Annotated in this window: 15 protein-coding genes; all 15 read right to left on the bottom strand. The window is 40.8% G+C overall.

Features of this window, described 5'->3' with window-relative positions:
* Position 1: 1 nt before the first annotated feature.
* Complete coding sequence (locus tag T356_RS0100340; RefSeq protein ID WP_026512761.1) at positions 2 to 1,009, bottom strand: TRAP transporter substrate-binding protein; 1,008 nt, start codon at positions 1,007 to 1,009, stop codon at positions 2 to 4.
* Positions 1,009 to 1,794, bottom strand: coding sequence for a response regulator transcription factor (locus tag T356_RS0100335; RefSeq protein ID WP_026512760.1), 786 nt, complete (start codon positions 1,792 to 1,794; stop codon positions 1,009 to 1,011). The genes T356_RS0100340 and T356_RS0100335 overlap by 1 nt, the downstream gene beginning before the upstream one ends.
* Before the next feature lie 3 nt (positions 1,795 to 1,797).
* The gene (locus T356_RS0100330; protein WP_242846530.1) at positions 1,798 to 3,228 is read right to left on the bottom strand and encodes a sensor histidine kinase; all 1,431 of its coding nucleotides are present in this window, start codon (positions 3,226 to 3,228) and stop codon (positions 1,798 to 1,800) included.
* Positions 3,229 to 3,379: 151 nt separating this feature from the next.
* Entirely contained in the window at positions 3,380 to 3,850 is a 471-nt protein-coding gene (locus tag T356_RS0100325; RefSeq protein WP_026512758.1) for a YcxB family protein, read from the bottom strand.
* A 15-nt stretch (positions 3,851 to 3,865) separates the two neighbouring features.
* Positions 3,866 to 5,164, bottom strand: coding sequence for a TRAP transporter large permease (locus tag T356_RS0100320; RefSeq protein WP_026512757.1), 1,299 nt, complete (start codon positions 5,162 to 5,164; stop codon positions 3,866 to 3,868).
* Complete coding sequence (locus T356_RS0100315; RefSeq protein WP_026512756.1) at positions 5,164 to 5,688, bottom strand: TRAP transporter small permease; 525 nt, start codon at positions 5,686 to 5,688, stop codon at positions 5,164 to 5,166. Before T356_RS0100315 ends, T356_RS0100320 begins: the two co-directional genes overlap by 1 nt.
* A gap of 98 nt (positions 5,689 to 5,786) precedes the next feature.
* Positions 5,787 to 6,869 carry a TRAP transporter substrate-binding protein gene (locus tag T356_RS0100310; protein WP_026512755.1) on the bottom strand — a complete coding sequence of 361 codons (1,083 nt, stop codon included), beginning with the start codon at positions 6,867 to 6,869 and terminating at the stop codon, positions 5,787 to 5,789.
* 127 nt (positions 6,870 to 6,996) lie between these two features.
* Positions 6,997 to 8,136, bottom strand: coding sequence for a PrsW family intramembrane metalloprotease (locus T356_RS0100305; RefSeq protein ID WP_026512754.1), 1,140 nt, complete (start codon positions 8,134 to 8,136; stop codon positions 6,997 to 6,999).
* 216 nt (positions 8,137 to 8,352) lie between these two features.
* Positions 8,353 to 9,051: an MgtC/SapB family protein gene (locus T356_RS0100300; protein ID WP_026512753.1), complete on the bottom strand. Its 699-nt coding sequence runs from the start codon at positions 9,049 to 9,051 to the stop codon at positions 8,353 to 8,355.
* Between the two features lie 20 nt (positions 9,052 to 9,071).
* Positions 9,072 to 10,133 (bottom strand): ABC transporter ATP-binding protein, encoded by a 1,062-nt coding sequence (locus tag T356_RS0100295; RefSeq protein WP_026512752.1) that lies wholly within the window; start codon positions 10,131 to 10,133, stop codon positions 9,072 to 9,074.
* A 12-nt stretch (positions 10,134 to 10,145) separates the two neighbouring features.
* A complete protein-coding gene (locus T356_RS0100290) occupies positions 10,146 to 11,858 on the bottom strand; it encodes an ABC transporter permease (RefSeq protein WP_026512751.1) in 1,713 nt (570 codons plus the stop codon).
* Positions 11,859 to 11,941: 83 nt separating this feature from the next.
* Complete coding sequence (locus T356_RS0100285) at positions 11,942 to 13,108, bottom strand: ABC transporter substrate-binding protein (protein ID WP_026512750.1); 1,167 nt, start codon at positions 13,106 to 13,108, stop codon at positions 11,942 to 11,944.
* 101 nt (positions 13,109 to 13,209) lie between these two features.
* Positions 13,210 to 13,974, bottom strand: coding sequence for a response regulator transcription factor (locus T356_RS0100280; protein WP_026512749.1), 765 nt, complete (start codon positions 13,972 to 13,974; stop codon positions 13,210 to 13,212).
* An 18-nt stretch (positions 13,975 to 13,992) separates the two neighbouring features.
* Positions 13,993 to 15,654: a sensor histidine kinase gene (locus tag T356_RS0100275; RefSeq protein ID WP_026512748.1), complete on the bottom strand. Its 1,662-nt coding sequence runs from the start codon at positions 15,652 to 15,654 to the stop codon at positions 13,993 to 13,995.
* Entirely contained in the window at positions 15,647 to 16,660 is a 1,014-nt protein-coding gene (locus tag T356_RS0100270; protein ID WP_026512747.1) for an extracellular solute-binding protein, read from the bottom strand. The genes T356_RS0100275 and T356_RS0100270 overlap by 8 nt, the downstream gene beginning before the upstream one ends.
* Positions 16,661 to 16,665 lie beyond the last annotated feature (5 nt).

Raw genomic sequence — 16,665 nt, 5'->3', positions numbered from 1 at the left:
TTTAATAATTCAATATTTTTTGTACAACATCCATATAATCACCACAATATTTCTCATAAATATCGGACATTGCATCTCTAAATTTCTTTTTTTCCTCAGCAGAAAGTTCGATTACCTGTGTGCCGTTAAAAACAGCATTCTCTCTTGAACTCTCCTCTCTTTCTTTCCAAAGTTCCCTTTCGTACATGGCAGATTCTCTTGCACATTCATAAATTATTTCCCTGTCACTTTCGCTAAGCATATTCCAGATTTCCTTGGAACATACCTGCATCTCGGGAACTCTTATATGTTCATCCAGCGTATAGTACTTAGCAACCCTGTAATGCCTCATACTCTCGTAAGAAGGCCAGTTATTCTCTGCTCCGTCAACAATTCCCTGTTCCAGAGCCGAATATACTTCAGAATATACTACCTCAATAGGTTTCGCTCCGAGTGCTTCGACCATATCTGCCATCATTGAAGACTCCTGAACTCTTATTTTCATTCCCTTAATGTCTTCAACCCGGGTAATTGGCTTTGTACTGTAAAAATTTCTGGCGCCGGCGTCATACCAGGACAGTCCCACAAGATCATACTCATCCGTCTTAAGCAGGAACTCATCTCCTATATCGCCTTCCAGAACTCTCCACATGTGATCGGAATCATTATACAAATATGGCAACAAAAGTACATTCATTGCTTTTATTCTCTCAGCAAGCTGAGATAACGAAACTCTTGCAAAAGCTATCCCACCATACTTCATCTGATTGATGACTTCTGCCTCACTTCCAAGCTCCGCATCGCATTTTACGATTATCTTGATCCTACCTTTTGTCCTCTCATATACAAGATCCGCAAACTTCTGCCCTCCCAAAGTCGAAGGATAATCGGCAGTTTGGTTATCTGCATAAAAGAAAACATATTCGGGCGAATCAGATTTATCTGATCTGTAATTAAAAAAGAACAAGACAACAATCATAATAATTATTATGCATGCTATCATCGCCACAATGGGCCATCTTTTTTTCATCAGCCAATGACTCCGTTTCTGTATTCACTGGGTGTCTGCCCCGTCATACGTTTAAAAACTCTCGTAAAATAATTAGCGTCTCTGTATCCCGCCTCAGAACTAATATCCTTGATATTTATTGCGGGATTGGCCAAAAACTCTTTTGCCTTGCTAATCCTAAGTTCATTTAGATATACAATAAAACTCTTGCCGAAATTCTGCTTAAACAGCTTACAGAAATATACATCCGAATATCCTAAGACTCCGGCAACATCTTGTAGTGAAATATCTTCTTTATAATGTTCGTCTATAAATTTTTTTGCCTCTCGCACTATTTCTCCGGACTTTGAAAAATCCTTATCTTCAAGGTCAAAACCGGAAGAAACGGCGTCTTTCCTTGTAGTATCTACGTTATTTACCTCTGTTTTATATTTATCCGCAATAGAAAATGCTTCTTCCATAACATTAATAAGTTCATTATCCGCACCCGGCTTAAGTAAATAATCGAGTGCTTTTACCTCGATAGCCTTCTTGGCATAACTGAACTCATCAAAAGCTGTAAGAAAAATGATACTGCATTTGTTATCAAATGTTCGGATCTCTTCTGCCGCGTCAAGTCCGTTCTTTCCGGGCATAGAAATATCGAGAACCGCAATCTGACAATGCTTCTCCTTAACAATCTCAACAGCTTCAACTCCGTTAGCCGCCAAAAAAATCTCTATCTGACCTTTAAAAAATCCATTTAGTTTCTTCGATATAACCTGTCTCTCAATAGGCTCATCATCTGCAATCAGTACTCTATACATGCGTTATTCTCCTCGTGTATAAATTGAATCTCCCGCACGGTAAGGAAGAATGATCGTAACTCGTGTACCTTTTCCAAGGATGCTGTTTACTCTCATATCAGCATCCGTATACATAGCTTTTATTCTCCTATAAATATTTCCCATACCTATTCCCATGGTACTGGTCTGTTTATCTCCCAAACTTCCTCTTATCTCTTCAAGAAGTTCTTTATCTATACCACTTCCCGTGTCACTAATGGTAATCAGAAGTTTTCCATCCTGCTTGCTGACTTCAACTGCAACAACTCCGCCTTCAACTTTCGGCGATATGCCATGTATGATGCAATTTTCGATTATAGGTTGTAATGTAAAAGTCGGAACCATTACATTATCTGCATTCACCTTGCAATCAACTATGTACTTAACTCTTTCCCCGAAACGCATCTTCTGCAAATACATATAATCAGATGCAACCTTAAGTTCCTGAGAAAGAAGCACTTCCTTCTCCTGATGTTTAAGATTGTATCTAAAAAGCGAACTAAGCGCAGCGATCATCTGCTCTGTAGTGGCCGCTCCCTCAAGATTTGCCATTCCGCCTATAACATTAAGCGTATTAAAAAGAAAATGCGGATTGATCTGGTTCTTAAGAAGTTCGAGATTCATTGCATCAAGTTGCTTTTCCGCTTCAAGCGTTTCGAGCTCTTTTGCATGAAGCTTATCAAGAGCCACTCTTCTTTCTTCTAAAGCACCTATATACTCACCCGTTGCATACTTCATCTTGTTAAATGCCACGATGAGCTCCCCAAGCTCGTCCTGATTGTTCGCAGCAACGTCATCGACATTAAAATCGTTTGCCGCGATCCTTCTGGATGCATTGGCAAGTTTAAGCACGGGTTCCGTAATAGATTTATTCATCATTCTTGATATTTCAAGGACCGACGAAAACAGAAAAACACCAAGTATTACCGCAATAACCGGAACCAGGAAAACTTTTGGTATAAGCTCGTTATACTTTGCATTGCCTTCTTTAAGTGTCAGATCGATAAAGCGCTGAGCATAATTATGTAAGTAATTCTGCATATTATAAACAGCATATAATCTGCTCACATAGTCTCTTCTGGGAAGATGCCCGTTAAGCACTTCATCTCTGTAACCGCAATACACATTATAACAGGTCTGAAGCGAGAAAAGCTGTGCATATCTGTTCTCCCCAAGCCTTGAATAATCAAGCGGAATAGCATAGACAGCTGTTTGGGTCTGCTTCATAGCAAGCTTAAATGCATCCTCATTTTCACGTGTAGCGCTGTTGACATATTGATCAAACAACTCCTTCTCTCTGTCAATAACGGTGATAATCTCACCGCATCTGGAATTATCTTCCATTATGTCATTGACATCAATCATAAAAAGTCTGATCAGGATAGCATCAAAGAAGACTGCAACCAATATCGTCAAAAAAACGCTCCCTGTGAAAAGAGATATTTTGTTTTTAATTGTGATTGAGTACCAAAAGCTTTTTAATTTTTTCATTTGTTAATAAAGACAGCAGCGTTATAGTTACTTTAAAAGTATTATAGCGCTGCCATCATCATTTTTCTAATATTCGTTAGTTCCTGATCTTTTTACAAAGAAAATCATAAAACTCATCTTTTTCATCACCGAGAATGCGATTGGTCAACATATATCCGTGGGTGCTATCCGACATAACAATTATCATGTTGGACTGCTTGATCGCATTTGCAATCTTATTCCACTTAATGTCTTCCTGCTTCCCTTCACTGCTCACATGAACACCGGCATCATTAAATGTAAGCTCAACTCGCCCCGGAAGTGTTTCAAGCTGTTTGATACTTCTAAGATAGATCGCAAACGGCTGAAAAACCGGAAATAACATTGATGCCAATATGAGCACTGTTCTGATAAAAGCACCTGACGATCCCCAAAATCTAATAGTCAACATTATCATTGCAACGGTGAAAACAACGTTTATCACTCCTGCAAGAGATCTGTATGTACGGATCATAGCTATAAGCCATAAATCTTTGGGCTTTACATCAGATATATAACGATATTCCATAATCACTCACCTTTATCATTTACCACCAAGAAGATTAGGTAAGAACATACTAACCTCAGGTACAAATGTAAGAAGGAGAAGCACAATTACCATGCAAAGGTAGAAAGGAAGTGTAGCCTTTACTACCTTCTCCATCCTAACCTTACCAACGGCTGAACCGATGAAAAGAACGGCTCCAACGGGAGGTGTCAAAAGTCCGATACCACAGTTAAGTACGATCATGATACCAAACTGAATAGGATTGATTCCAATTGATGTGGCAATAGGAAGAAGGATAGGTGTTGCGATCAGGATGATCGGAGCCATATCCATAATGCATCCAAGTACAAGAAGAATCAAATCAAGCAAAAGTGCAATGATAATAGGATTCTGTGTGAGTCCGATAATTGCATTGGCTGCAAGTGTAGGTACATGAAGTGTTGTAAGGCAATATCCAAAAATGCTTGATGTAGCAATAAGGATAAGTACGATAGAAAGTGTATCTACACAACTCTCAAGGGCCTTCCAAACACCCTTAGCGTCAAGTCCTTTGTAAATGAAAACGCTTACAATTAAGCTGTAAATAACAGCGATAGCAGCTGACTCAGTAGCTGTAAATACACCACCGATAACACCAAATACTACGATAATAACAGCTGCAAGTGCCCAGAAGGAATTACCAAGCTGCTTAATAAACTTAATAAAGTTAAACTTGTCTCCCTTGGGATAATGTCTCTTCTTAGAGATGATATATGATCCAATCATGAGCGATACAGCGAGAAGTGCTCCGGGAATATAACCTGCAAGGAATAAGCTTCCTACTGAAACACCGCCGGCGCTCATGGCATAAATTACCATGTTATGGCTGGGAGGAACAAGAAGTCCCTCACATGATGATGTGATTGTAACTGCTGTTGAGAAATCATCATCGTATCCCTCTTCTACCATCATAGGGATAAGAATACTTCCGAGTGAAGCTGTATCAGCCGCAGCTGATCCTGAAATTCCACCAAAGAAATATGATGCAACGATATTAACCATTGCCATTCCGCCGGTCATCCAACCAACACACGCGTTGGCCAAAGCTATAAGCTTTTCCGATATACCACCACTACCCATAAGGCATCCCATTGTAATAAAGAATGGTACTGCCATCAAACTAAATGAACTGATTCCCTTAACCATCTGCTGACAAATGGTTGTAAGCGGGAGTCCCTGATACATTAAACAAAAAAGTGAAGATAATGCAACTGCATAAGCAATCTGAAATCTAAGCATAATCATTACAAGAAAGCTCACAAGCAATATTGCAATAGCTGTTCCGTTTACTGCCATTACTTATTTCCCTCCTTTAACACTATGCCTTTAATATGGTTATAAACTGCCTCAATCTCAAATACTAACATTGCGACACCTGCTACAGGAATAGGGAAATACATCCAAAATCTTGAAAGTGAAGGCATACTAACGTATGAACCCTTCGCTCCGATAGTCGATGCGTACTGCCATCCGACTACAATCATAACTACTGCGAGCACTAATACAAAAATATCATTCAAGATGTCAAGAGCCTTGATAAGTTTCTTAGGCAAATACACATCCAATGCTGTCATTCTGATATGTGCCCCGCGTCTTATAGCCAAAGCTGCTGATAAAACAGCCATGTAAGACATAAGTGTAAGTACCACCTCCTCACTCCATGCAGGATCCGGAATGAAAGATATATACCTTCCGGCAACACTCATAGATGTGATAAGGATATCTGCGATCAATAAAACCTTACAGATAAAGAGCATAACCTGATATGTAAAATCATATAAAGGTTTGATCTTATCCACCTGTTTAAAAAAGCCTTCCATAATTCCTCTTTTCTTCTAAAAAATGGCATAGGAAGGGATTTCCTCCCTATGCCGGCGTTAAAATAATTTTTTAAGTTACAACTAAATGATGCTAATAATTACTTGTTCATGTCAAGAATCTGCTGATAGAGATCTTCCATTCCCTTTGTATTCTCTTCGATAACGCCCTTTACAGCATCCTGCCAAGGCTTGATGTCATCAACTTCGATGATATGTGTACCCTTAGCTTTGAGCTCTTCAAGTACCTCGTTCTCCTTCTCCTCTGAGATTGAACGGTTGTACTCAGCTGCTGCCTTACCAGCTTCTGTAAGAATCTGCTGCTGATCAGGTGAAAGCTTGTTCCAAGCATCATCTGTGATAACTACCTGGATTGCACCAAGAGTATGTCCATCGAGGATCATATAAGGAGCTACCTCATCAAAAGCATTTGACTTGTAGTTTGCGATAGGCTGCTCTGCACCATCAACCACGCCCTGCTGAAGTGCACCGTAAAGCTCACCGAAAGCAACTACTGTAGGTGATCCGCCAAGACCATCAACGAGACCGTTCATAACAGGGTCGTTAGAAACACGAAGCTTCATTCCCTTAAGTGAATCAATACCTGAAATTTCTTTTGTTGTAAAGAAATGACGGAAACCTTCTTCACCATAGAAAAGTCCTCTTACGCCGCTTCCGTTCTGTGAAGGCTCAAGAAGGAATTCCTGTGCAAGATCTGATGTTGCGAAATTCCAGAAATGATCACGGCTTACGAATGTGTAAGGAAGTGAAAGCAACTTTGATGACTCTCCGCCGTAGCTTGTAAGTGAGAAAGCTGAAATTCTTGAGATATCGATTGTACCACCGTTACCAAGCATTGTATCAAGTACATCGTTCTCTGATCCAAGAACACCGCTGGCCTGAAGATCGATAATGATAGATCCGTTTGATCTGGCCTCTACTTCCTCTTTGAACTTCTGGTCAGTCATACCAACGATAGAATCAAGAGGGTTAACCTCAGCCATTACAAGTGTAATAGCATCTGCTGCTGCTTCTGTTCCTTTGTTCTCAGCGGGTGCTGCATCGGGTGTCTGTGCATCAGCAGGTGTCTGTGCTGTAGGTGCCTCAGGTGCAGAAACACCGCAAGCTGTCATTGATACAACTGTTGCTACTGTTAATAGTGTCGAAATAAGTTTCTTCTTCATTTTTTACCTCCCTAAATAAAAAAAATAATGACATAGTCTATTCGACAATGTCATTATAAGTTATTATTCTTAGATTAAAAAGCGGATAATTTTAATATCATCTAGCACAATTTTTACATTTTTGTTATCAATCAAAATCCGAAGCCGAAAAAACGGGTGCCGGATTAGTTAATCCGTCGCACATTCCATCATACAATTTCTCAGTTTCAGGGCCGTTATCATAGCCTCTGTAACTCTGTATGACCTTAAATCCTTCAACTTGCTGTATATTATTCGGCTTAATAAGCGACAAACCGCCTTGCTGCATGCTGTTATTCGCCATCTGTCCCTGATAGGACAAATTTAACACAGGCTGACCGTTTGCAGCCTGACCACCGTAATACTGCTGTGAGTACTGTCCGGTGCCGTTCATTTGTACGTTTTGATAGTACTGATTCTGAGCAAACTGTCCGTTAACATTTACGTTCTGCCCCTGATAATAGCTCTGTTGCGCATACTGACCGTCAAAAAAGCCGAAATTCACAGGTGGTTTGTTGTCAAAGCCCGGTCTGAGCGGAAGATCGTTGTCGGATATCGTCTTCACAAACTTTATGGCCTTAATCACCATAAACAGCTCAAGTCCGACGAATACAAATATCATAATAAACTGCAATATAGGATACTCGTTCACAGAAAGACAAAAATCATATAATCCGTGAAGCATTACAGGTACCCAGAATGCCTTGTATGTGTAGGTCTTCATCTTATCGAATCCGCCTCTGCACTCATAGCCCTTGGCAATACCGTAATATGTTCCCATAAACACGCCGAATATACAGTGTCCCGGAACTGAAAGGACTGCACGCATGATTGCGGTCTGAAGTCCGTAAAACGGCCCCTGTCCGACTACATACATAATATTCTCGATTGTTGCAAAGCCAAGAGACGCGCATACAGAGTATACTATTCCGTCAAATGCAAATCCAAACTCATCATTGTTCCATGTACTCTTTTTGAGAACGAAGAATTTTCCGGCCTCTTCAGCAACCGCTACTACAAAAAAGTTATTTAAAAGCAAATAAGGAATATTCTGTGAACTGAATATCATATCCAGCAGCGTTCCCCCTAGCCACTCCAAGAAAACTGCACTGATAGTGGTCATTGCACCAAAGAAAAACACTGCTGCCATCAGCCCCAAAGGCTCTTTTTCAACCTTATCGGCTTTATAAATAATGCAAAGTAAAACCGCTGTCGGCAATACAGCAAGAACTGCCAATAAAATATTCATATAGTATCAAACCCCTTCTCTCAAAAGCAATATGTTAAAAAATATTTTATACTCCCTTATTAAAAAGTATTATATTTGCCAGAAAATGTCAATAATTAATCGCATAATTAGAGTTTAATTATTGAAAAATTATCATATGTTAAGATTTGCTTACAAAAATCCCCCTGCCGGATTTGCATCCGACAAAGGGATTTTTCTTTGATAAAAAATACTTCCCTAGATCTCCTCGACATAATTGACATAATCGAGTTCGTTCAGAAGCGAAAGCACTTCTTTGTGCGATCTCCTCTTCTCGAAATCAATGTCGACTATGATCGCTGCATCTGAGGACTGAAGCGTCTTTTCCTTACTTTTTGTCATGCTGCTTATCTTGCAGTTGGCTTCGGTAAGAGCCTTCGTAAGCTTGGAGACTCCACGGTTCTTGTCAACCTCAACATAAACACACATGTACTTGCTGTTGTCCTCAACTTTCTGGCTCAAGTGCAAAAGAATAACATTAGCGATCATCACAAGTACAAAACTCGTAATTCCTATCACAATATACCCCCCTCCTATCGCCATTCCCATACACGATGTGACCCATAGTGAAGCTGCTGTTGTAAGACCTTTTATCTGTTGCCGTCCCGTGACAAGAATCGTTCCGGCACCCAAAAAACCGATTCCGCTAACGACTCCCGCAGGTATACGGCTAACATCCGCTGACAATCCCGGAAGATTTGCAAGATAGATATTAAGAGCTGTCGCAACAGCAGAACCGAGACTTACGAGTGCAAATGTCTTGATTCCGGCGTTATGCCTCTTTACTATCCTCTCCCATCCAATAAGACATCCGAAAAGCGTTGCCATAATAAGTCTTATAGCGACCGCTAAATCATCCATACTTTCAAGAAAAACTAATACCTGCCCAAAACTCATTCATATACCTCTTACACGATTTATAGCGCATATAATGTATCATTTTCGAATTTCAGAAAAATATCCTCACCTACATTATATATCTTTTTATTCTTAGGATTATAGTCTTGAATTTTTACTAAAGTGTCTCCCACAAGAACATGATAATCCTGATATGCTCCCATAAAGCAGGAATACTTTACGCATCCCTTAATGCTGCCTGTATCAGAAAGTGTTGCCCCCTCAGGCCTTAGTACAATATCGCATTCTGCGCCGACGTCCAGGCTTCCTGTCGCACATTCAATCTCAGTGCCCTGAATCTCAACAACATCCTGCTTTTTCACAGTTCCTTTTATAAAATTTGCTTCACCTATAAAATCCGCAACAAATTTATTGTTCGGATAATAATATGCTTCCTGAGGTGTTGAAATCTGCTCAACAAGGCCACCATTCATGATGATGACTTTATCTGAGATCGCCATCGCTTCACTCTGATCGTGTGTGACATATACAGCCGTTATTCCGGCCTCCTGCTGAATTCTTCTGATCTCTGTTCTCATAGATACCCTGAGCTTGGCATCAAGATTTGAAAGAGGCTCATCGAACAAAAGAACTCCCGGCTCGATAACAAGCGCTCTTGCAAGCGCAACTCTCTGCTGCTGACCACCCGAAAGCTGATTTGTCATTCTGTTTTCCATTCCCTCAAGTCCGACAAGTCTAAGAATATCAGTAACCTTGCGCTTTATCTCATCTGCTGGAACCTTTCTCAGTTTCAATCCGTATGCGACGTTGTCAAAAATATTATAGTGCGGAAGGAGCGCATAGCTCTGGAATACCATCGCCGTGTCTCTCTTATTGGGAGTGAGCGCATTTATCGGCTCATTTCCAAGATAGATTTCGCCTTCATCGGGACTTTCAAAACCTGCGATCATACGAAGCGTAGTCGTCTTACCACATCCCGAAGGTCCAAGAAGTGTCACGAAACTTCCTGGCTCAATCTCGATATTTGCATCATGCACAGCATAAAAATCTTTTCCCGTCTTGGGATCTTTATATATTTTTGAAATGTGTTCAAGTCGAACACCCTTTTTCTCTTTTGCCATATTTATTCTCCATCAATCCAAAGCTTTTACCTTGCGGCTTGTTCCAAAATATTTCATCAAAATGTTCATGATAAGCACCGAACCGTATGTGATAAGGATAAGTATCGATGCAAATGCGCAGGCGATTCCGTAGGAACCTTTCTCCGCAAATTCATTGATCTGAACCGTAATAAGCAGATAAGACGGCGTAACCAAAAGAATTATCGCACTTATCGCAGTTATGCTTCGAACGAACGAAGTAACGAATCCACTAAGGAAACTATCCTTGATAAGTGGAAGCGTAACCGTCATGAACACCTTGAAACTGTCCGCGCCCATGTCATAAGCAGACTCCTCAATACTCTTATCAATCTGTCTCAAAGCAGAGATACCGCTTCTTGTTCCTGTAGGGAGACTTCTGACAATAAATACGATAACAAGTATCATTCCGGTTCCGTACAGTCCCTGAAGGAAACCGCTTCCAAAAATTCCTCCGGAAAATCCTCTGATATATCCGATACCGAGAACAGTTCCCGGAACTGCCATAGCAAGCATTGAAACAGCTTCGATAAATCCTTTTGCCTTAAATTTCTTTTTTACAACAAGATAAGAAATTATCATTGAAAGAAGCGCCGTTATAGGAGCAGAAATAAATGAAAGAATAAAACTGTCCTTAAACGCCTTGAATCCCTTATACTTGGTAAATACCTGGCCAAACCACTTAAATGTGAGATGGAAATCATATCCCCATGTACGGAACATTGCTCCGAAAGGAACGCATATGTACATGAGTACAACAAAGATTGCGAGCGCCGAGCAAATGATAGTAAGAGGTACCGTGACACTCTTATCGGTAATGAGCATACGCTCTCTTGACGCTTTTCCTGAAAGTGTAGCTGTACTCTTGGCCTCAAGATAATACTTCTGGACAACAAACATGATAAGTGTTATTCCCAAAAGAACTACCGCCATTGCAGCCGCACCTTCTTTGTCATAAGCACCCGTGATCTGCAAATATATGGTTGTTGCAAGAGTATCATATGATCCGCCGATGATCATTGGATTTGCAAAATCTGCGATAGATTCGATAAATGTCACAAGAAATGCGTTTCCAAGTCCGGGAAGGATCAATGGAAATGTCACGGTCATAAATACTTTAAAACGTGAAGCGCCCATATCTCTGGCAGCTTCTTCCAAAGAGGGATCGATATTTTTCAAAAGTCCCTTGAGCATCATATAGCACACAGGGAAGAACGTAAGCGTCTGTACTATCGCAATTCCCCAGAAACCATATACGCTGTTGTCATAAATCTTAAGTAAAAAACGTGTGATGATACCTGCTTTTCCAAAAAGCATGATCATCGAAAGCGAAAGAACAAACGGAGGCGAAACAACAGGGAGCATGGAAACCACCTTGAAGAGCCCCTCCATAAATCTTGTTCTGAGTTTTACATATACTTCAACATAAGCAAACAGTAGCCCTATAAGAGCCGATGCTATTCCCACCAAAAAACCTACTTTTAATGTATTTGTTATGGCTCTTCTAAAATTAGCGAGCTCCATAACTCTCTTGAATGTATCAAGTGTTATACCCGAATCCGAAATAAAACTGTCAACCAGAAGTATAGTCAGCGGGTAAAGTATAAAAATCGTTAAAAAGACAATCAAAAGCACAATGGTCGTTACCATGATCGGGTCTGCCAAAAGCTTTTTTCTGTCAAGGCTGGCACTTTGACTTTTTGCCATCTTTCATATCCTCCTTGCCCAAATATTACCCTCCGTACAGATTTAATCCAGGCGGATGCAAACATCCGCCTGAAATAATATTTTTATTCTGTCTGGAAACGATCATCTGCCGCACTTCCGAGTGCATTCATAACTTCTTCAATATACTTGGCTGTATTCTCCTTGGCATCTTCAAAGTCATACTTCATAACATTCTCGGGATCAAGACCATACTGTGCTGCCACTTCGGGCTGCTTTGCGTTATCAATAACAAGGAACTGATATGAACCGTTCTGAGCCGCAAGTTCTACGCAGTCAGGGCTGAGTGCATATTCAATCCAGAGCTTAGCTGCATTTGGATGCTTACATCCCTTGAAAATAGCTGTTGCGCCGATCTCGAAAGATGTTCCGGATGAAGGAATGATAAGAGATACATTGCCATATCCGTTATCAACGATCTGTGTTATTCCGTCATGAAGGAATCCGATTCCGACAACACACTCACCTGTTCCGACATTCTTAGAAGGGCCTGAACCTGACTTTGTGTATACTTCGATGTTCTTATCAAGATCTACAAGATACTTGATTCCTTCATCATGTCCGTACTTTTGGAGCATTGTGTTAATAACAAGCTTTGCGGTTCCTGCAGTGTTGTAATTCGAAAGCCAAACAAGTCCCTTATACTTGGGATCAAGAAGATCCTGCCAGTCTTTCGGCTCATCAACACCCATACGCGAAAGTTCATCAGTATTTACCATAAATCCGAGAATACCTTTATAAATTCCATACCAATAGCCGTCAGCATCGCGGTACATATCACTCATAAGATGATCTGCATTCTGTGCTTCATAAGCTTCAAGAAGTCCTTCCGAAGCTGCTACGTTGTAAGGATCCGTTGTTCCTCCGAACCAGACATCGCCTGACGGATTGCCGTTCTCTTCTTCAATCTTACTCTGAACCTCACCGGTCGAAAGACGCTGATACTGAACTTTAACCCCATAAAGTTCTTCAAAATGTTCACATGCCGCTGCAAGATATTCCTCTTCGCATGAGCCGTAAACAACCAGTTCTCCCTCAGTTTTTGCTGCAGCGATAAGCTCATCAAGATCTGCATTATCGCCGGATGCTGCAGACTCTCCGGCCCCCTCACCGTTTTCAACCTGAGCACTTGAATCTCCTGCTGCTCCCTGTGTATCGGACGTCCCCGAGCCACAGCCAAATAAACTAAGGGTCATAATCCCCGCCAATACCAATGCCAATTTGTTTTTCATATCCCTTCTCCTTTCAACTTTGGTACTTCATGAGACTATGATACTTATTTATTTACTGGCCAAATACCTATATTTCTGTTTTGTTGTCAGCATTTCTGAACTCAGTTCAAAAAATCCGACGGCGACATTTCCGTATATCTTTTAAACACCGCATTAAAGTGCTTATAATCAGTAAATCCCGTCATATCAGATACTTCATAAACCTTGTATTTTCCCGTTTCAAGGAGCTTGACCGCCTCACGAACCCTGTACTCATTGAGAAAATCAAGATACGTATGTCCCGTTGCCTCCTTAAATTTTCTTGATAGATAACTCGCAGATACGCCAAGTTCATCCGACAAAGTTTCTATGCTTATCTTCTCGGCAAACCGCTCCTTTGTCCTGTCTATCACCTGCTGCACATAATCATTGTCTTTTCCCGACTTGATATATATCCTGCCTATATCGCTTAAATCTTTTTTCTCCTTGTACTGCTTTAATACATTCTCTTTTTCTATCTCTTCTATGATTTTCTTTATGCTCTTTTGAATTTCTTCCTCGGAAGCAGGCTTCATAAGATATGCCGACACATCAAGATCTATCGCCTTCTTCGCATAATCAAATTCCGCATAGCTTGTAAGTATCACCGACTTAAAATCTCCGATACCATCCTCTTTAGCCTTCCTTATCATGGCTATGCCGTCCATTCCGGGCATCATTATATCCACGAGAACGATATCGGGATTAAGTTCGCTTATCTTGGAAAGTCCCTCTTCACCGCTTGCCGCTTCGCCGACTATCGTGCATCCCATAGAAGTCCAGTCCATGGTATATGCAATTCCTTTCCTGATAATATCTTCATCTTCTACTATGATTACTTTGTACATCTTTATCCTTCCGATCTGTCATGCATGCTTTGGTATCACGATCCTTATGAGCGTTCCCTCTCCTTTCGTGCTCGCAATGCCTAGTCCCGCGCTCTCGCCATACATGAGATTTATTCTTCGATTTATATTGTAAAGTCCGTAATGCGAGGACTTATTCTTGGTCTCGTGAAGATTTTCCTTTATCTCATTAAGGAGTTCTTCATCCATACCCGCTCCGTCATCCTTGCATATAAAGATAAGTTGATTTGTTATCTGATAGCCTTTCACACTGACAGTAAGCTTCTCTCTTCCTGAAAATCCGTATTTAACGGCATTTTCAAGTAGCGGCTGCAAAAGAAGCTTCGGAATAAGGCAATCCATTATATCTTCCGAGACATCTATGCTGTACGCAAATCTCTTGTTAAACCTTATCTGCAAAAGATTCAGATAAAACTGCAGATTATCAAGGTCCTCCCTGACAGTAACTTCTTCTCTTATCTCTCTTATGCTGTACCTAAGAAGCCCCGACAGCGACACGATCATCTTATCTGCTGCCTTTTCATCAATCTTCGCCATGAATCTTATGTTGTCAAGCGTGTTAAAAAGAAAATGTGGATTAAATTGACTTTCAAGCTGCTTAACCTGGAAAAAAGCCGCGTTCTGCGCAAGTTCCTTGTTCTGTTCTATCTGCCTCTTAAGGCCTCCCAGCATCGCGTTAAAATCATTACCTATCGTCTGAAACTCCCTGCTGCTGTTGATATCAAGCGAAACATCAAGATTTCCCTTTTGCACATCTTCAAAGGCATCCTCCATCTTTTTGATGTCTTTGGTAAGTCTGACCGAACTTATCTCTGTGCTCTTAACCGTGATCAGTGATATCGCAATAAATATCAGCACGATCACCGCGACAAGAAACAGCATCATCTTAAGATTCCCCGTTATATCATTGATCGTATATATCTTAAGATTCCTGCCTTCAAGCTCCGTCATGTAACTGTAATATACGATATTTGCATTCCGCACGTATCCCACCCGAGCATAAAGAATATCCTCTATCTGCCCGAAATCATCCCGAAGGCCCCTTGTATTGCTGGCATACACCCAGCCGTTTTTGTCTGTCACAAGCACATATCGGTTCCTGTCTCCGATTGCCGAACTTATAACTTCCCCCGGAACAATATAGACAATCGCACGTATCAGGTTCCCATTCTTATATACGCCCTTTGCAATGCACAGATTATTTTCAAATAGCACCGCATCAGTTATTCCCTCTGAATCTTTCAGCTTTCTCCATACTCCCCAGTTAAGATATTCTTTTCCCGTAAGAAAAGAGGGCGCATGGTCTTTACTTGAAAAAAGAACCTGTCCGTCCGAAGACAAAACTATAAAATTCCCCATCTCGCCGTATTCGGCAGTTTTGTCATAGACTATCGGATAAATCTTGTTTCCTGTAATTGCAGGCCCGTTTTCCGAAATAAGCTCCGCAGCGGTGTCTACCATCTCATAATAGTTGTCCATAACAGCACCGAGCTTTTCATTTATCTGTTCGTTGTCTTTCCTGTTTCCCGCAACCATAAACATATTCCAGAAAAAAACAAACAGAATGAACACGACCGCCGCTATAAAAATAACCGGCAAAAGCGCAAAGCGTATGAAAGTTCTTTTTATATTCTCACGGAAAGATACAATCTCTTTACTCATCGCCCGCACCTTCATATATCTTTCCGAATTTTTCTATCCATTTTTCCTTGTTTTCCATTACACTTTCTTTGTCTACCGCGATGCTCTTTATCTCGCTCTTTGGAAGAACAAGTCCCGATACTTCAACATCTTTTCTGACAGAGCGCCTTCCGAGCGTTTTGGCAATTATCGTCTGTGTATCTTTATCAGTAAGGAAATCAACAAACTTTTGGCATTCCTCGATATTTTTTGTATTTTTGTTTATATATATGCCGTCAGGAGTGGATACAACGCCCTCTTCCATGTACACGATACTTACGTGCTTATTGCTCTTTAGCATGGTTACCGCAGCTTCTTCAAACGTAAGCCCAACAGCATACTTGCCGTTTGCAACTCCCTCATATACCATAGATGAGCTGTTAAGAAGTTTACCGTCAAGACTTGTAATAAGCTCTTTTACATAATCCCATCCTCTGTCTGTATCACCACTCCCCATGGCGTAGAGCATATTTACAAGCTGCTCAAAAGAAGACGATGATCTTGCGGGATTGGCAAAAGCTATCCTGCCCTTAAATTCATCTTTTAAAAGATCTGAGTACCCCTGTATATTCTTACTTGATACCATATCTGTATTAATGATAAGCACGCTTGGAACATCGGTAAAAAACGTATATGCGCCATTCACCGATTTGAACTCATCTTTAAAATATTTTTCATTTGGAGTTTTGTATGAATAAAAAAGATCGCTGAACGGCCCGACAGTCAGGATCGAACCGCCCCACATAACATCGATATCCTCATCATTTTTGATCATATCGACAGCATCGGAAGTGCCGCATTCAATGACTTTAACTTCTATTCCGGACGCTCTTTCAAACTCCTGAATAAGAGGTCTGATAAAACCGTTCGGATGAGGCGACACTACAACTATGGAAGAAGATTCTTTTACTTCTCCCATGCTACCGCATCCCGTAAGAATACATACCGTCAAAACGGCGGCCAATAAGAAAACTCCCCAATTTCTCATACATT

It is taken from the genome of Butyrivibrio sp. LB2008, from assembly GCF_000621565.1.
Taxonomy (GTDB): Bacteria; Bacillota; Clostridia; order Lachnospirales; family Lachnospiraceae; genus Butyrivibrio.
Note: the sequence above shows the minus strand (reverse complement) of the source record. Positions and strands in the feature narration are given on the sequence as shown.

What these genes read in the sequence shown, in the direction of transcription:
- T356_RS0100340 (WP_026512761.1), bottom strand. Translation starts at nt 1,009, where the DNA reads ATGAAAAAAAGATGGCCCATTGTGGCGATGATAGCATGCATAATAATT.
- T356_RS0100335 (WP_026512760.1), bottom strand. Translation starts at nt 1,794, where the DNA reads ATGTATAGAGTACTGATTGCAGATGATGAGCCTATTGAGAGACAGGTT.
- T356_RS0100325 (WP_026512758.1), bottom strand. Translation starts at nt 3,850, where the DNA reads ATGGAATATCGTTATATATCTGATGTAAAGCCCAAAGATTTATGGCTT.
- T356_RS0100320 (WP_026512757.1), bottom strand. Translation starts at nt 5,164, where the DNA reads ATGGCAGTAAACGGAACAGCTATTGCAATATTGCTTGTGAGCTTTCTT.
- T356_RS0100315 (WP_026512756.1), bottom strand. Translation starts at nt 5,688, where the DNA reads ATGGAAGGCTTTTTTAAACAGGTGGATAAGATCAAACCTTTATATGAT.
- T356_RS0100310 (WP_026512755.1), bottom strand. Translation starts at nt 6,869, where the DNA reads ATGAAGAAGAAACTTATTTCGACACTATTAACAGTAGCAACAGTTGTA.
- T356_RS0100305 (WP_026512754.1), bottom strand. Translation starts at nt 8,136, where the DNA reads ATGAATATTTTATTGGCAGTTCTTGCTGTATTGCCGACAGCGGTTTTA.
- T356_RS0100300 (WP_026512753.1), bottom strand. Translation starts at nt 9,051, where the DNA reads ATGAGTTTTGGGCAGGTATTAGTTTTTCTTGAAAGTATGGATGATTTA.
- T356_RS0100295 (WP_026512752.1), bottom strand. Translation starts at nt 10,133, where the DNA reads ATGGCAAAAGAGAAAAAGGGTGTTCGACTTGAACACATTTCAAAAATA.
- T356_RS0100290 (WP_026512751.1), bottom strand. Translation starts at nt 11,858, where the DNA reads ATGGCAAAAAGTCAAAGTGCCAGCCTTGACAGAAAAAAGCTTTTGGCA.
- T356_RS0100285 (WP_026512750.1), bottom strand. Translation starts at nt 13,108, where the DNA reads ATGAAAAACAAATTGGCATTGGTATTGGCGGGGATTATGACCCTTAGT.
- T356_RS0100280 (WP_026512749.1), bottom strand. Translation starts at nt 13,974, where the DNA reads ATGTACAAAGTAATCATAGTAGAAGATGAAGATATTATCAGGAAAGGA.
- T356_RS0100275 (WP_026512748.1), bottom strand. Translation starts at nt 15,654, where the DNA reads ATGAGTAAAGAGATTGTATCTTTCCGTGAGAATATAAAAAGAACTTTC.
- T356_RS0100270 (WP_026512747.1), bottom strand. Translation starts at nt 16,660, where the DNA reads ATGAGAAATTGGGGAGTTTTCTTATTGGCCGCCGTTTTGACGGTATGT.